We start from the raw sequence: 15,933 nt of genomic DNA on the forward strand, positions 1-15,933 counted from the left end.
ACCCCTCGCTACGATGCGCGCCACCAGCTGAGGGGGAGAGGCGCTTGGCGTTGCTGGCGGTCGAGGAGCTGCGAGCCGAGTTCGGGGGCATCGTCGCGCTCGCCGACCTCTCGTTCTCCGTCGAGCAAGGCCAGATCTGCGCGCTGATCGGCCCGAACGGCGCGGGCAAGACCACGCTCTTCAACTGCGTGAGCCGGCTCTACGAGCCGAAGTCGGGCCGCATCCTCTTCGACGGCCAGAACCTCCTCAAGCTGCCCGCGCACCGCATCGCGCGCGCCGGCATCGCGCGCACCTTTCAGAACCTCGCGCTGTTCCCCGGGCTCTCGGTGCTCGACAACGTGATGGTCGGCGCGTACTCGAGCAAGCTGCGCGGCGCGAAGCAGCGGCAGGCCGCGCGGGAGCTGCTCGAGCGGCTGTCGCTCGGCGCGCTGGCCGACCGGCACGCGGCGGGACTGCCGTACGGCACGCTCAAGCGCGTCGAGATCGCGCGCGCGCTCGCCGCGCAACCGCGACTGCTGATGCTCGACGAGCCTGCGGCCGGACTCACGCACTCCGAAGTCGACGAGCTCGGTGACCTCATCCGAACGCTCCGCGCCGACCTCTCGCTCACGGTGCTCCTCGTCGAGCACCACATGGCGATGGTGATGTCGATCTCCGACCACGTCGTGGTGCTCGACTTCGGCAGCAAGATCGCCGAGGGCACGCCCGCGGTCGTGCGCGAGAACCCGAAGGTCATCGAGGCCTACCTCGGGACGCCCGCGCGGTGAGCCTGCTCGAGGTCGGCGACCTGCACGCGGGCTACGGCGCGGTGCAGGTGCTGCGCGGGCTCGACTTCACGGTCGAGGCGGGCGAGGTCGTCGTGATCCTCGGTGCGAACGGCGCCGGCAAGACGACGACGCTGCGCGCGGTGAGCGGAACGATCGAGGGCCGCGGCCGCGTCGTGTTCGAGGGTCGCAATCTGCTCGGCCGGCGCGCCGACCAGATCGCGCAGGCGGGGATCGGCCACGTGCCCCAGGGTCGCGGCACGATCGTCGACCTCACCGTCGCCGACAACCTGCGCGTGGGCGCCTACCGCCGTCGTGATGCCGACATCGACCGCGACATCGACAGCTGGTACGAGGCGTTCCCGCGCCTCGGTCAGCGGCACGATCAGCTCGCGGGCAGCATGAGCGGTGGAGAGCAGCAGATGCTCGCGATCGCGCGGGCGATGATGGCGCGCCCCAAGCTCGTCCTGCTCGACGAGCCGTCGCTCGGGCTCGCGCCGATCATCACGCAGGAGTTGTTCCGCAAGCTCGCCGAGCTCAACAAGGAGCAGGGCATCTCGATGCTCGTCGTGGAGCAGAACGCGGGCCTTGCACTCGACATCGCGACGCGCGGCTACGTGCTCGAAACCGGATCCATCGTCGTTGCCGGCACCGCCGCCGAGCTCGCGGGCAACGACGACGTCCAGAAGGCGTACCTGGGGCTGTAGATGGCGCTGTTCTTCACCCAGCTCATGAACGGCATCGGCAACGGCGCGGTCTACGCCTCGCTCGCGCTCGCGTTGGTGCTCATCTTCCGCACGACGGGCATCCTCAACTTCGCGCAGGGCGAGATGGCGCTCTACTCGACGTACCTCGTCTGGTTCTTCGCCAGCCACCACGTCGCGGTGTGGCTCGCGATCCTGATCGCGATGGCGATCTCGTTCGTCGGCGGCTCCCTGATCGAGCGGGTCGTGATCCGCCCGGTCGAGAAGGCGTCACCGCTCGTGCTGGTGATCGTGACGATCGGCATGTTCCTCGCGCTGAACTCGATCACGCAGGTGCAGTTCGGCTCCGATGCCGAGCAGCTCCCGCGTGCGTATCCATCGAAGACGTGGCTGCCCGCGCACGTTCAGATATCGGCCGACACGCTCGTGCTCGTCGGTGTGCTGATCCTCGAGTGCCTGCTCCTCTACTTCCTGCTCCAGCGCACGCGTCTCGGCCTCGCGGTGCGCGCGGTCGCGTCGAACCCCGAGTCGAGCTCGCTGCTCGGAATCCCCGTCGGCACGATGCTGATGCTCGGCTGGGCGCTCGCCGCGACGCTCGGCGCGCTCGCCGGCGCGATCGCGGTGCCGGCGTCACAACCGGCGCTCACCGCCGCGTCGATGCAAGAGGTCCTCGTGTTCGCGTTCGCGGCCGCCGCGCTCGGCGGCTTCGACTCGACGATCGGCGCGGTCGTCGGCGGCATCATCGTCGGTGTCGCGCAGTCGCTCACGACGCAGTACATCAAGTCGCTCTCCGACATGGTGATCGTCGTGCCGTTCGCGCTGATCCTGCTCGTCCTGCTCGTGCGGCCGTCCGGCCTGTTCGGTACGCAGCGCGTGGAGCGCGTGTGATGGGTCGCTCACAGCGCACGATCATCGGCTTCGTCTGCGCGGTGCTCGTGGTGGCGTGGCTCATCGTGCTGCCGCACCACTACGGGAAGACGAACACCGTGCTCTGGGCACAGGCGCTCTACATCGGCGCCGCCGCGATGGGGCTCAACCTGCTCACCGGTTACAACGGCCAGGTCTCGATCGGGCACGGCGCGTTCTTCGGGCTCGGCGCGTACACGAGCGCGTTGCTGATCCAGCAGCACGGATGGCAGTTCCTGCCGACACTGCTCGTCGCCGCGCCGCTGTGCTTCGTCGTCGGCGTGCTCATCGGCTTCCCCGCGCTGCGCGTGAAGGGCCTGTACCTCGCGTTGGTCACGCTCGGGCTCGCGGTCCTCTTCCCGGACCTCACGAAGCACTACGTGCACGTGACCGGGGGCACGAACCTCGTGTCCCTCGATCAGCAGCACCTCTTCCCGCCGGCGTGGGTGCCGACGAGCGTCTCCGCGATCGGCCGCGACGACCAGTGGGCGTACTACGTGACCCTCGGCTGCGCGCTCGTCCTGTTCGTGGTGGTCATCGGCATCGTCCGCAGCCGTTTCGGGCGCGCCCTGATCGCGGTACGAGACCACGAAGCCGCGGCCCAGACCGCGGGGATCAACATCGCCTCGGTGAAGGTGCTCGCGTTCGCGCTGAGTGCGCTGTATGCAGGAGTGGCAGGATCGTGCTCGGTGCTCATCGTGACCAACGCCAGCGCCGACAAGATCGGGACCTTCCAACTCTCGATCCAGTTCCTCGTCGCCGTCGTCATCGGCGGCACCGCCACGGTGCTCGGCCCGATGATCGGCGGATGGCTCGTCGTCTTCGTCCAGCACTGGATCTCGACGACGCTGCCGAACCACGTCTCCTCGACGGGCACGGTGGGGCGGGTGGTCGCGAACCCCGCGTCCTCACCCGCGATCTTCGGCATCCTGCTGATCCTGTTCGTGTTCGCGCTGCCCGACGGTCTGGTCGGCGGCGCGCGAAGACTCTGGAGCACGGGGCGGGCCCGGCTTCGAAGTCGAACACCACCCAGCCCTGCGCCCGCTGCACCCCTCGCCTCCTGAAGGGAAACGACTCATGAAGGTCGCTTCACCCGCGCGCCGGTTCGGTCCGCTGCGCATCGTCACCGTGCTCGTGATCGCGACGATGGTCGCGGCCGCGTGCGGCAGCAGCCGCAAGACCGGCGGCAGCTCGACGTCGGGACCTTCGGGCACCGGCGGATCGTCGAGCGTGATCGACACGTCGTCGTGTCCGGCGGGCAACGACTCGGTCGGCGTGAACGGCGACACGATCACGATCGGCACGAGCCTCCCCCTGTCGGGCACGTACGCCGCGTTCAAGGCGATCCTCCAAGGTGAGGAGGCGTACTTCTCGTACCTCAACTCGACGGGCGGCGTCGACGTCGGCGGCAAGAAGTACAAGATCAACCTCGTCTCCAAGGACGACGCCTACGACGCCAGCAAGACCGTCACGAACGTGCAGTCGCTGATCAACGACTCGAAGGTGTTCTCGCTGTTCAACGTCGTCGGCACGAAGAACAACCTCGGGATCCGGAACATGGTCAACACGCAATGCGTGCCCGACCTGCTGATCGCGTCCGGTGCGATCCAGTGGGGCAACACGAAGTACCCGTGGATGCTCGGTTCCGAGCTCGTGCCGTACCCGCTCGAGATGCGCGCGTTCGTGAACTACCTCAAGGAGAAGAAGCCGAACGCGACGATCGCGCTCCTCAAGGCGAACGACGACTTCGGCCAGTCGTACCAGGAGTCGTTGCAGAGTCTCATCAAGGGCACGAACCTCAAGATCGTCCAGACGCAGAGCTACGACTCCGAAGGCGCCGACGTGAACTCGCAAGTCACGAGCCTCGCCGCGACGCACGCCGACGCGTTCGTGGTCGGCGCCACGCTGCTCGCGTGCCCGGCCGCGCTCAACGCGATGGGCTCCGCGGGCTGGCACCCGATCACGTACATGTCGGGCACCTGCGTGTCGAAGCTGCTGTTCGCGGCGGGCGGCGCGAACTCGAACAACGTGTTCAGCGTGACACCGCTGCTCGACCCGGCCGACCCGGCGAACAACTCGAACGCGGCGATGCAGCTCTACAAGACGAACATGAAGAAGTACCAGTCGAGCGCCGACGCGACCGATGGCATCGTCGCCTACGGATGGACGACGGGCGCGCTGTTCGCGGCGATCCTGCACGCGTCGCCGTCCGCGACCCGGTCGGCGGTGATGGAGACCGCGCGCACGCTGAAGCCGCTGAGCGACGTCGGGCTGCAGTTGCCGGGATCGACGTGGAGCACGTCGGCGAACGACTGGTTCCTCGGCGAGGACTTCCGCCTGATCCAGTACAACGTGTCGCAGGGCCACACCAACTTCATCGGCCCGCTGATCGACGACAGCGGCAAGGCCGGGCCCTTGTCGCCGACCTCGTTGCTGAACGGATAATCGCGGTCGCGCTCGCGGCGGGCCGGGATGCCCGGCCCGCCGGCGTGCTCAGCGGGCGTCGGGCGGGATGATCCAGACGTCGTCGGGGACGCGCTTCTCGAGCGCCCGCACCTCGTCGCGAAGCGTCCGGTCCTCGCCGTCCCACACCGCGATCGCCGCGTGCGCGTGGTTCACGAGCCATGAGTTGCGCTTGCCGATCGCCATGCCCGCGGCCTGCCGGCTCGCGGGCGCCGTGTCCGACAGCACGATCGCCTCGTGCGCGGCGTCGAGCAGCAACCGGAACGCGGCGCGGCTCGCGGCCGGCCACACCGAGTCGGGATCGGGGAACGCGAGCACCGCGACGTACGGAACCTCGGCCTCCGCGGCCGCCTCCGCGCCGAGCTGCTCCGCGCCCAACCCGAGGCCGGTGAGCACGACGAGGTCGGGATGCACCGCGCGCAGGCCGCGCAGGATCTCGGTCATGCGCTCGCGCGCCGCAGTTGCGGTCGGGTTCTCGCCGTAGCCGCCGAGCTCGGGCGGGCGATGGCCGAGCACGACGACTCGGAAGCCGTCGGGCGCGCCGGACGCATTCGACGCGCCGGACGCGCTCGCCTGCTTCGCGCGCGTGCCCGGCACGTCGTCGGCATCTCCGAGGTCGACCGGTGGCTCGTCGCCACGGCGACCGGTCTGCCGGCGCGCGGCCTCGGTCGCGAGCCGGTCGACGACGTCGTTCATCACGTCGCCGGAGTGACCCTTCACCCATCGGAACGCGAGCTCGTCGCCGCGCGCGTGGAACTGCTCGACGAGCGGCCGCCACAGATCCTGGTTCACGACCGGCTTGCGCCCCGACGTCTGCCAACCGTTCGCCTCCCACTTCACGTACCAGCGATCGGTGAAGCACTTCACGACGTAGGTCGAGTCGCTGAACACCGTGAGCGGACCGGGCAACGACCGCACCGCCTCGAGCGCGGCGGTGATCTCCATGCGCTGGTTCGTCGACTGCGGTTCCGCGCCACTCGCGTGCGCGCCGCCCGGCACCGCCCACCCCCACCCGCCGGGGCCCGGGTTTCCGAGACACGCGCCGTCGGTGTACACGGTCGTTCGTTCAGACATCGCGCACCGCGCGGACGGCCCGCTCGAGCGCGTCGATCTCTCGTTCGTACTCGCGGCGGTCGAATGTGAACGGACCGACCGGCACCGGCCCCCGCCCGTTCATCCGATGGAACTCGCTCCAGGTGACCGTGTCGCGGGTCGCCTCCACGCGGGCGGCCGCGCCGCCGCACGCGAAGCCGCCGCACGCGCAGGTGAGCACGCCGACGCGTCCGCCGTCGACGGCGTCGAACCACCCCGCGTTGCGGAGATCGACACCGACACGCCATATCAACTCGCCGCCGACGTGGGCACCGTCGACGAACTTGCTTCCGAGCAGGGTGTCCCCGACCCAGATCGGTGTCGCCTCGTCGCCGCAGGCGTCGGCCCAGATCGCTTCGAGCGGGCGGCCGTTCACGTGCACCGAGACCGCGGGCGTCGTTTCCGGCTCGAGCGACGCGATCGGGACGTCGACGACGGCGAGCTCGACCCGATCCACGGCCGCATTATCGCCCACCCCTTCGTGGCTACCGTGGAGTTCGTGAAGGTTCCGATCGCGTGCACGTTGAGTGTCGACGACGCCGGCACGCGCATCGACGAGTGGCGCACGGTGCTCGGCCGCGTCGTGACCGGCACCGAACGCGTCGCGCCGACCGAGCTCGCGTTCACGCTGCGCGCCGACCCGCAGCAGCTCTCGGTGCTCCTCGACCTCGTGCGGCGCGAGGTCACGTGCTGCGCGTTCTTCGAGTTCGCGCTGCGCGTCGCCGCAGGTGGCACCACGCTGCGCGTGACCGTGCCGCCCGACGCGGCCGCGGTGCTCGACGAATTCGCTCAGCTCGCGGGCTGAGACGCGCCGGGGCCGAGCTGCGTGCGGATCTGCGCGTCGAACTCCGCCATCGCGGGACCCGCGTGCTGCTCCTTCAACGCGCGCAGCCGCGGGTAACCCGCGTCGCGCTCGGCGTCCCACTCGTCGGCGAAGCGGCCCGACTCGATGTCGTCGGTCAGCTCCTGCATCGTCGAACGGAGGTCGAGGTGGTCGTAGCGACCGCGACGCGAGAGCTGTCCGTACTGACTCGTCGGCGAATGGAACTCCGACTGCACCACGTACCCGACCTCGCGCAGCAGCCGGTAGGTGCGCTCGACCTCACCCGAGAGTACGAGCTCCACGATGATCGCCTCGATCGGGATGCCGTGCTCGATCATCGTGCCGACGAACGCGTTGTTCACCGCCGTGAGCGCGGGCGACAGCACCTGCTCGACGCCGAGGTCGAGCACCGCTTCCTGTCGCGGCGTGAGCTCGATCGCGCCTTCGCGCAGGCCGCCGATCGCCTTCGCGACCGCGAGCACGCGCGCCATCGCGTTGCCGGTGACGTCGCGGTGCACGCCGACCGCGGTGATGAAGCCCGCGCCCTCCTCGTAGCAGCGCCGCACCTCGGGACCGAGCATGCGCGGTGCGACCATGCCGAGGTCGCCGGCGGGAGTGAACCGCTCGAACGCGAGCGTGTAGCCGCTCGCGACGATCGTGATCGCGTCGGCGCGGGGCGCCAGCGGTAGCGACGGGATGACGTCGTCGGGGATGAGCACGCAGATCACGTCGGCGTTGCTCGCGGCTTCGAGCTCGGCCGCGGCGAACCCTTCCGACTGCGCCTGCTCGCGCGTCGCGTCGTGGCGCACGCACACCGTCGGGTCGAGGCCCGAGTCGCGCAGGTTCAACGCCCACGAACGACCCTGATTGCCGTAGCCGACGACCGCGACGCGCGCGCCGTCGAGCACGCCCAGATCGCCGTCGCGCTCGTGGTAGATCATGCCGCTGCTCCGTTCGTCGAGCCGTCTCGCCGCGCAGCAGAGTCGCGCCCGTCGCCGTCCGTCAAGCCCGCGCGGGACGCGCGGCACGCGTGGCACGAGCCGCGGTGGTACTGCGTTGTCGGCATATAGCCGAACAACGCAGTACCACCGAGGGCCCCGTGACCGTCCGGGGGCGCAGTTTCCGCGTGCGGCGGAGGTCGGTAGCCTTCCGCGCATGGCTGACACGCTGGATCGTCCTCACTGGCGAGGCATCAACCACCTCGCGCTGATCACCGACGACATGGACGCGACCGTGCGCTTCTACCACGGTGTGCTCGGTGCCCGGCTCGTCGCCACGCTCGGGACTCCCGACTTCAAGCACTACTTCTTCGAGTTCGGCGTCGGGAACACCGTCGCGTTCTTCGAGTACCGCGGTCAGAAGCTCGACACGTTCGCGAAGCCGGCGGGCGTGCCCGATCCGCGTGCGATCCAGTTCGACCACCTGTCGTTCAACGTCGCCGACGCGCACGCGCTCGAGATGCTGCAGAAGCGGCTCGACCACTACAGCTGCGGCGTCACCGAGGTCGTCGACCACCAGATGATCAAGTCGATCTACTTCACCGACCCGAACGGCATCGCGCTCGAGGCCTCCTACTGGGTCGACGACGCGACCGCGCGTGACGACCTGCGCGACACGTCGTTGTTCGCCGATGCCGATCCGGTGCCCGCGGTGCGCGAGCTCATGGACACCGGCGAGCTCGCGAGCACGCCGAAGACGAAGCTGGCGTAGCGCGGTGCGACCGCGTCAGCGGTCGATGTGCGTCATGTCGGCGTAGCGCTCACCCGAAGCCGCGTCGGCCGGGAAGATCGCGTCGATCTCGTCGAGCTCCGCGCGCGACAAGTCGACGGCGGCGGCGCCGAGGTTCTCCTCGAGTCGGGATCGACGCTTCGTGCCCGGGATCGGCGCGACGTCGTCGCCCTGCGCGAGCAGCCACGCGAGCGCAAGCTGCGACGCGGTGACGCCCTTCTCCGCGGCCATCGACTGCACGCGTGCGACCAGATCGAGGTTGCGCTGGAAGTTCTCACCCTGGAAGCGGGGGAGCGCGCGCCGCATGTCGTCGGCGGGAAAGTCGTCGGGCGTGCGCAGCTCGCCGGACAGGAAGCCGCGCCCGAGCGGGCTGAACGGCACGAACCCGACGCCGAGCTCGCGGCACACGGGCAGCACGCCGGATTCGGGGTCGCGCGTCCAGAGCGACCACTCGCTCTGCACCGCGGCGATCGGATGGGTCGCGTGCGCGCGCTGCAACGTCGCGCCCGACACCTCCGACAGACCGAGGTGCCCGACCTTGCCGGCCGCGACGGCCTCGGCCATCGCACCGACGGTGTCCTCGATCGGCACTCGGCGATCGAGACGGTGGAGGTACCAGAGGTCGACGTGGTCGACGCCGAGCCGCTGCAACGACGCGTCGATCGCCGAGTGCACGTGCTCGGGACTCCCGTCGATGCCCGACGGTGAACCCTTGCTCGTGCCCGGCCCCGGCATGAGCCCGAACTTCGTCGCGAGCACGACCTCGTCGCGCCGACCCGTGAGCGCGCGCCCCACGAGTGACTCGTTCACGCCGACGCCGTAGATGTCGGCGGTGTCGAGGAAGGTGCAGCCGAGCTCGATAGCGCGGTGGATGGTGGCGATCGACTCGGTGTCGTCGCGATCCTCGGCGGGGCCGTAGGACTGCGACATGCCCATGCAGCCGAGGCCGAGGGCCGAGACGGTGAGCGAGCCGAGCCGAGCGTTGCGCATCACCGCACCGTATCGAACCGATCCCGCGCGGCCAGTTCTCACGGGAACGGCCGGGTCGCTCTGCGGCCCGGCCGCGCCGGCGGCTGAGGCGTCAGGAGCGGCGAGCGAAGCGAGTGCGACCAGAAAAGTAGCGTCAGGCGTTCCCACGGCCCGGAGGAACGTGTGGCCGAGCGCAACGACACGACGCGTAGCCCGCATCTGCCGCGCGTGCCCGCGCTCGACGGGCTGCGCGGCGTCGCGGTGCTCGCGGTGCTGCTCTTCCACGACAACCGGCTGACCGGCGGCTACCTCGGCGTCGACCTCTTCTTCGTGCTCTCGGGCTTCCTCATCACGACGCTCCTGCTCGTCGAGCACCGCGACCGTGGCCGCGTCGGTCTCGCGCGCTTCTACGAACGCCGTGCCCGCCGGCTGCTGCCCGCGCTCGGCGTCGCGCTCGTGCTCGTCGCGATCTACGCGTCGGTGTGGGCACAGGCGAGCGAGCTGCCGCGCCTGCGGTGGGACGGGATCGCGACGCTCTTCTACTTCGCGAACTGGCGCGACATCGCGGCGAAGCAGAGCTACTGGGACATCTTCACGGCGCCGTCGGCGCTCCAACACACGTGGTCGCTCTCGATCGAGGAGCAGTTCTACGCGCTGTGGCCGTTGATCGTGATCGGCGTGCTCGCGATCCGGCGGTCCGCGCGCGCGGTGCTCGCGGTCGCGCTCGCGATCGGCGGCGCGTGCGCGGCACTCACCGTCGTCGACGCGCTCGGCCACGGAAATCAGCGTTTTCTCTACTACGGCACGCCGTCACGCGCGCCGGCCCTGCTGATGGGAGCCGCGCTCGCGGCGGCCGTCGTCGAATGGGGTCACGTGCGGAGCCGCCGGGCGCGCGCCGCGCTCGAGGCTGTCGCGCTCGTCGGTGTCGTCTATCTCGCGTACACCTGGACGCACCAGAACGGCAACGGACTCGCGCTGTATCGCGGGCCGCTGCTGCTGTCGGGCCTCGCGGCGACGATCGTGATCGCCGCGGCCGCGCACCCCGAGCGCGGACCGATCGCGCGCGTGCTCGCGGCGCCCCCGCTCGTCGGCGCGGGGCTCATCTCGTACGGCCTGTACCTGTACCACTGGCCGCTGTACCTCGTGCTCACACCCGCGCGCACGCACACGTCGGGCTGGACGCTGCTCGGTCTGCGCGCCGCGGTGAGCATCGCGGTGGCGATCGTGTCGTACAAGCTCGTCGAGCAGCCGATCCGCCACGGCGCGCTCAAACCCGCGCGCGCGTTCACGGCACTCGCGACCGCGACGGCGCTCGTCGTCGCCGCGCTCGTCGTGACCACGCGCCTCCCCGCCGCGCCCGCGTCGGCGGCGTCGAAGCCGACCGCCGTGTCGCGGCACTGGCCGCGTGCGACGGCGACGGCCGTGCCGACGGCCGAGACCCGTCCAAAGATGCCGGCGGGAGACTGGTCGCTGCTCAGCAACACGTGCGACACGTTCCGCGCGCTCCCCGCGGTGCACTCGGTGGGCCGCACCCGCCAGCCGAAGGTGCTCGTCGTCGGCGACTCGGTCGGCTGCTTCGTCGGCACTGCGATCGACGAGCAGCAGGTCGCGTACGGCGTCGTCTCGCTCAACCGGTCGCGGCTCGCGTGCCCGATGATCTCGCCGGTTCGTGAGCGCTACCCGGGCGACGCGCCGCCACCGCCGCACGTCAACGCGTGCACCACGAACCAACGCAGCGCGATCGCAACGTTCCGTCCGGACGTCTCGATCCTGATGGTCGGCGGTCCGTTGATCAACCAGTACGACATCGGCAACGGCAAGTTCGTCGACGCGTGCGCGCCGTCGTTCGTGTCGTGGTACGAGGGCGGTGTACGCAGCGCGATCGACGAGCTGTCGTCGACCGGCGCGCGCGTCGTCGTGGTGTCGGTCGTGCATCCGCCGAAGCGCATCGACATCGGTCCGGGTGTCGCGGTGCCCGCGTCGTACGACCGCGCCGTCGACTGCATGAACCGCGGCTTGAAGAATGCCGTCGCGTCACGACCGCGCGCGAGCTACCTCGATCTCGACGCGTACATCTGTCCGCACGGCGCGTGCCACGACACGATCAACGGCGTCACGCTGCGCAGCGACGGCCGTCACTTCGAGAACGGCGCCGCGACGCTCGTCGCGCGCTGGATGCTGCCAAAGGTCCTGAAACTGGCACATTTGTCGCGCGCGCTCTGATTCCTCGTCGCCACAGATCAGCACTCGAGTTCGCGTTCGAGCGCGCCGAATACGGCACATGCCGTGCGCGAGTCGTTATGGTCGTCCGCTGTTGAGGACCCGTTCCAAGTTGTGGGGCTCACGCGTCCCCGTTCTCCTGCTCGTGCTCACGACGATCGCGTCGGCGACGATCGCGATGGTGTCGTCGGTGTCGGCGCGCGCGACGGAGTCCGCGACGCCCGACGTGTACGCGAACGGGAGTGCCGCGTTCTACGGGTCGGCCGGCGCGCTCTCGCTCGCGCAACCGGTCGTGGGCATCGCGGCGACGCACAGCGGACACGGCTACTGGTTGGTCGCGACCGACGGCGGCATCTTCTCGTACGGCGACGCGCACTTCCACGGATCGACCGGTGCGATCCATCTCAACCAGCCGATCGTCGGCATGGCCGCGACTCCCACGGGCGCGGGCTACTGGTTGGTCGCGAGCGACGGCGGAATCTTCGCGTTCGGTGACGCGCGCTTCTACGGTTCGACCGGCGCGCTGAAGCTGAACCAGCCGATCGTCGGCATGGCGACGACGCCGAGCGGCCACGGGTACTGGATGGTCGCGAGCGACGGCGGGATCTTCTCCTTCGGTGACGCGCGGTTCTACGGTTCGACCGGCGCGCTGAGGCTGAACCAGCCGATCGTCGGCATGGCCGCGACGCCGACCGGTCACGGCTACTGGTTCGTCGCGAACGACGGCGGCATCTTCGACTACGGCGACGCAGGCTTCTACGGCTCGCTCGGCGCGGGCGGCCTCGCCAAGCCGGTCGCGGGCATGGCCGCATCGTCGTCGGGCCACGGCTACTGGCTCGTCGCGACCGACGGCACCGCCGCGCACTTCGGTGACGCGCCCGCGCTCGCGCGTCCGAGTGGTGTGCCGGTCGCGGAGCCGGCCGAAGTCGTGGGGGTCTCGCGCTCGCCGGGTGCGACGGGTTACTGGATCGCGACGAGCGCGACCGCGGCGTACACCGCGAAGATCAACGCCGCGGTCGCGTGGTTCGAAGCGCGCGTCGGCCAGCACGTCTACACGGGGCAGTGCGAGTACTCCGTGGAGCTCGCGTACGGGCTGACGTCGGCGTACCCGACCGCGTACGACAACTGGCTCGCGCGGCCCGACAAGCACGCCGACTGGTGGAACGCGCCGCGCGGCGCCCTCGTGTTCTACAAGACCAGCGCCGCGGGTCACGTCGCGCTGAGTCTCGGCAACGGCTTGATCGCGTCGACGAGCGTCGACAACAGCCACGTCGGCATCGTCCCTGCGGATTACTTCCAGAACCCGCTGGGCTGGGCCGTCTCTCCCTGGCTGTAGCCCTTCAGCTTCCGGGGCGCGCAGCCGTTGTAACGGCATGCGCGCAGTGCCCGTCGCCGTCGCAACCCTGGTGCTCGCCGCGACCGCGTGCGGCAACGGCACCAAGCTCGAGACGCGCACGGAGGCGCTGCTGCACGCGTCGATCGTCGGCACGACCGGGTCGACGCGCTACGTCGACCACTACGACTCGACCACCGGGCCCAACGGCGTGATCGATTGCAGCACCGCGGCGAGCGACGGCAACTCGGTCCGGCGCACATTCGTGATCACGGGTCCCGGAACCGTGCGCGCGCCGCTGTACTTCTCGATCGGGACGCGCGAATTCTCCGGGCCGGGCGTCTACCGCGACGGCGCCCTCGTGCTCGGCTCCATCGGCTCGTACAAGGAGCAGACGCCGGTCGACTTCTTCAAGGCGCCGGCGAGCCACGTGACGCTGACGCTCAACGACGACGGTTCGGGCACCGCGAGCTTCACCGGCTACCGGTCGCCGCAAGGAACGACCCTCGCAGCCCGCATGACGTGGACGTGTACGAACAAGACCGTGCTCTGGCCGAAGGACGCGTCCTAGGCCTGGCGCGCAACTGATACGACGCCTCGCAGGTGTGAACGCGTGCGAAGACGCGCAGGCTCCGTGCCCTCGTCGCCGTGCTCCTCGTGGGATCGCTGGCCGCGTGTCATTCGTCGAGGACGCGCGCGGAGGAGCCTCCGTCGTGGCCGAAGGTCGACGTCGTATTGACCGACGCGGGGCTGACGTTCTCGCGCTCCCGAGCCCCCGCGGGGTACTACGACATCTCGTTCCGGGACCGCCGTTCGCACCGGCCCGCCGGTCGGCCCGTCGAGCTGCAGTTCGGCCCCGACGCTCCGGGCATCGCGCTCGTCGAAGTTCCGGCGGGCACTCGCACGAGCGCGTTGCTGATCGGCAACGTCACCGCGCGGGTGATGATCGGCGGTGTGCGCCACGGCGACGGCGTGCCCGGTTTCTACGTCATGAGCACGAAGGACTACCCGACGCCGGCGACGTGACCACTCGCGTCAGACGGACTTGCGGTACTTCGCGACCGCGAGGGGCGCGCACACGCCGATGATCACGGCAATCCACACGAGCGACCAGATGAGGTCGGAAGTCGTCGCGCCGCCGTGCGTCAGGTCGCGCACCGCGTCGACGACGATGCTCACCGGCTGGTGCTTCGCGAACGCGCGCAGCGGACCGGGCATGTTCTGCACGCTCACGAACGCCGACGACGCGAACACGAGCGGGGCGAGGATGGGGAACGACGCGGCCTGCGCGGTCTCGCCGTTGGGTGCCGACATGCCGACGATCGCGAACACCCACGAGAGCGCGTACGCGAAGAGCACGACGAGCGCGAGGCCCGCGACGAGCGCGATGAAGTTCGTGCCGATGTGCCAGCCGACGAGGAAGCCCATCGCGGCCATGAGCAGCACGACGAAGATGTTGCGCACGAGGTCGGCGAGCGTGCGGCCGACGAGCACCGCGGAGCGCGCCATCGGCAGCGAGCGGAAGCGCTCGATGAGACCCTTCTGCAGGTCGTCGGCGAGGCCGACGCCGGTCGTGAGCGCGCCGAACACGACGGTCTGCACGAAGATGCCGGGCATCAGGTAGTCGACGTAGTGCTTGTAGCCCGGCACCGTGATGCTGCCGCCGAACACGTAGCGGAACATCAAGACGAACACGATCGGCTGGATCGTCGCGAACACGAGCAGCTGCGGGTTCCGCCGGATGTTCAGCAGGTTTCGCCACGCGATCGTGAGCGCGTCGGCGACGGGCTTCGGGCGCACCTTCCGGACGGCGAATCCTTCGGGCGGCGCGGTGGCGGTGGGGGAGGCGGTCGTGGTGGTCATGCTCGGCTCCGGGCGCGTTTGTCTTGGGGGGCGTTGTCGTCGTCGGTCGGCTCTTCGGCCGCGTGGCCGGTGAGCGCGAGGAAGACGTCGTCGAGCGTGGGCTCGCGCAGCATCATCGTCGTCGGTGTGAGGTGTGCGGCATCGAGCACGCGCACCGTCTCGAGCATCGCCGCCGCGCCCGTGGACACGTTCACTCGCAGCAGCTTGCCTTCGGTCTTGACCGCGCCGATCGGCTCGAGCTGCGTCGCCGCCGACGCGACCGATGCCTCGTCGCCGAAGCCGACCTCGATGACGGTGGCGCCCATGCGGGCCTTCAACTCCGCCGACGTGCCCTCCTCGATCACGGTGCCGTGGTCGATGACGACGATGCGGTCGGCGAGCACGTCGGCCTCTTCGAGGTACTGCGTCGTGAGCAGCACGGTCGTGCCCGCGCCGACGAGGTTCTCGATCACCTTCCAGAGCTCGGTGCGGCCGGTCGGGTCGAGGCCGGTCGTCGGCTCGTCGAGGAAGAGGACTGGCGGCTCGTGCACGAGCGCGGCTGCGAGGTCGAGCCGCCGGCGCATGCCACCGGAGAAGTGGCGGAGGAGACGGTCGGCGGCGTCGACGAGATCGAAGCGCTCGAGCAGCTCGTCGATGCGACCGGGCAGCTGCTTCGAGGGCACCTGCACGAGCCGGCCGACGAGCTTGAGGTTCTCGCGCGCGGTGAGGTTCTCGTCGACGGCCGCGTACTGACCCGCGAGACCGATGGACGCGCGCACCTCCTGCGCGTGCTTCGTGACGTCGCGCCCGAGGACCGTGGCGCGACCGTGGTCGGGCTTGAGCAGCGTCGTGAGGATGCGCACGCTCGTCGTCTTGCCCGCGCCGTTCGGGCCGAGGAGCCCGAGCACGGTGCCGACCGGGACGTCGAACGACACGCCCTTCAACGCTTCGACGTCGCCGAAGTGCTTGCCGAGGTCTTCGGCGACGATGGCGGACTCGCCGGTGGTGCGGGGGGCACCCCGGCCGTTCGTGAGATGGGGGGAGTTCACGGCGACCATCCTGGCAAAATACTTGAGATATGTCAAGAGT

The 15,933-nt window shown here is 69.8% G+C and carries 17 protein-coding genes; 11 read left to right on the plus strand and 6 right to left on the minus strand.

Annotation, left to right across the window (positions count from 1 at the left end; genetic code table 11):
• Positions 1–44 precede the first annotated feature (44 nt).
• Genes VH914_06350 through VH914_06370 form a run of 5 tightly spaced genes read left to right on the plus strand, consistent with a single transcriptional unit; the run spans position 45 to position 4,819 of the window.
• The gene (locus tag VH914_06350) at positions 45–767 is read left to right on the plus strand and encodes an ABC transporter ATP-binding protein (protein HEX4490809.1); all 723 of its coding nucleotides are present in this window, start codon (positions 45–47) and stop codon (positions 765–767) included.
• Complete coding sequence (locus VH914_06355; protein ID HEX4490810.1) at positions 764–1,471, plus strand: ABC transporter ATP-binding protein; 708 nt, start codon at positions 764–766, stop codon at positions 1,469–1,471. The genes VH914_06350 and VH914_06355 overlap by 4 nt, the downstream gene beginning before the upstream one ends.
• On the plus strand, positions 1,472–2,356 hold the full coding sequence (locus VH914_06360; protein HEX4490811.1) for a branched-chain amino acid ABC transporter permease: 885 nt from the start codon (positions 1,472–1,474) through the stop codon (positions 2,354–2,356).
• Positions 2,356–3,438, plus strand: coding sequence for a branched-chain amino acid ABC transporter permease (locus VH914_06365; protein ID HEX4490812.1), 1,083 nt, complete (start codon positions 2,356–2,358; stop codon positions 3,436–3,438). The genes VH914_06360 and VH914_06365 overlap by 1 nt, the downstream gene beginning before the upstream one ends.
• Positions 3,439–3,451: 13 nt before the next feature.
• Positions 3,452–4,819: an ABC transporter substrate-binding protein gene (locus VH914_06370; GenBank protein ID HEX4490813.1), complete on the plus strand. Its 1,368-nt coding sequence runs from the start codon at positions 3,452–3,454 to the stop codon at positions 4,817–4,819.
• Between the two features lie 48 nt (positions 4,820–4,867).
• Here VH914_06370 and VH914_06375 read toward each other — a convergent pair whose 3' ends face one another.
• Together VH914_06375 and VH914_06380 are read right to left on the minus strand one after the other, a co-directional pair.
• Complete coding sequence (locus VH914_06375; protein HEX4490814.1) at positions 4,868–5,911, minus strand: ribonuclease H; 1,044 nt, start codon at positions 5,909–5,911, stop codon at positions 4,868–4,870.
• A complete protein-coding gene (locus VH914_06380) occupies positions 5,904–6,386 on the minus strand; it encodes a hypothetical protein (GenBank protein ID HEX4490815.1) in 483 nt (160 codons plus the stop codon). The genes VH914_06375 and VH914_06380 overlap by 8 nt, the downstream gene beginning before the upstream one ends.
• A gap of 42 nt (positions 6,387–6,428) precedes the next feature.
• Here VH914_06380 and VH914_06385 point away from each other — a divergent pair, with 42 nt between their 5' ends.
• Positions 6,429–6,734, plus strand: coding sequence for a hypothetical protein (locus VH914_06385; protein HEX4490816.1), 306 nt, complete (start codon positions 6,429–6,431; stop codon positions 6,732–6,734).
• On the opposite strand, the gene VH914_06390 is transcribed toward VH914_06385, so the two are convergent.
• The gene (locus VH914_06390; protein HEX4490817.1) at positions 6,719–7,693 is read right to left on the minus strand and encodes a ketol-acid reductoisomerase; all 975 of its coding nucleotides are present in this window, start codon (positions 7,691–7,693) and stop codon (positions 6,719–6,721) included. The genes VH914_06385 and VH914_06390 overlap by 16 nt on opposite strands.
• Before the next feature lie 214 nt (positions 7,694–7,907).
• Here VH914_06390 and VH914_06395 point away from each other — a divergent pair, with 214 nt between their 5' ends.
• Positions 7,908–8,462, plus strand: coding sequence for a VOC family protein (locus tag VH914_06395; GenBank protein HEX4490818.1), 555 nt, complete (start codon positions 7,908–7,910; stop codon positions 8,460–8,462).
• A gap of 15 nt (positions 8,463–8,477) precedes the next feature.
• On the opposite strand, the gene VH914_06400 is transcribed toward VH914_06395, so the two are convergent.
• A complete protein-coding gene (locus VH914_06400) occupies positions 8,478–9,470 on the minus strand; it encodes an aldo/keto reductase (protein HEX4490819.1) in 993 nt (330 codons plus the stop codon).
• A 162-nt stretch (positions 9,471–9,632) separates the two neighbouring features.
• Here VH914_06400 and VH914_06405 point away from each other — a divergent pair, with 162 nt between their 5' ends.
• The 4 genes from VH914_06405 to VH914_06420 all read left to right on the plus strand — a co-directional run bounded on the left by VH914_06405 (position 9,633) and on the right by VH914_06420 (position 14,028).
• Complete coding sequence (locus tag VH914_06405; protein ID HEX4490820.1) at positions 9,633–11,672, plus strand: acyltransferase; 2,040 nt, start codon at positions 9,633–9,635, stop codon at positions 11,670–11,672.
• A gap of 91 nt (positions 11,673–11,763) precedes the next feature.
• Positions 11,764–13,005, plus strand: coding sequence for a hypothetical protein (locus tag VH914_06410; protein ID HEX4490821.1), 1,242 nt, complete (start codon positions 11,764–11,766; stop codon positions 13,003–13,005).
• A gap of 37 nt (positions 13,006–13,042) precedes the next feature.
• Positions 13,043–13,573 (plus strand): hypothetical protein, encoded by a 531-nt coding sequence (locus VH914_06415; GenBank protein ID HEX4490822.1) that lies wholly within the window; start codon positions 13,043–13,045, stop codon positions 13,571–13,573.
• 77 nt (positions 13,574–13,650) lie between these two features.
• Complete coding sequence (locus tag VH914_06420; GenBank protein HEX4490823.1) at positions 13,651–14,028, plus strand: hypothetical protein; 378 nt, start codon at positions 13,651–13,653, stop codon at positions 14,026–14,028.
• 9 nt (positions 14,029–14,037) lie between these two features.
• Here VH914_06420 and VH914_06425 read toward each other — a convergent pair whose 3' ends face one another.
• Positions 14,038–14,865 (minus strand): ABC transporter permease, encoded by an 828-nt coding sequence (locus VH914_06425; GenBank protein HEX4490824.1) that lies wholly within the window; start codon positions 14,863–14,865, stop codon positions 14,038–14,040.
• Complete coding sequence (locus tag VH914_06430) at positions 14,862–15,893, minus strand: ATP-binding cassette domain-containing protein (GenBank protein ID HEX4490825.1); 1,032 nt, start codon at positions 15,891–15,893, stop codon at positions 14,862–14,864. The genes VH914_06425 and VH914_06430 overlap by 4 nt, the downstream gene beginning before the upstream one ends.
• Positions 15,894–15,933 lie beyond the last annotated feature (40 nt).

Source organism: Acidimicrobiia bacterium, assembly GCA_036271555.1.
Taxonomy (GTDB): domain Bacteria; phylum Actinomycetota; class Acidimicrobiia; order IMCC26256; family PALSA-610; genus DATBAK01.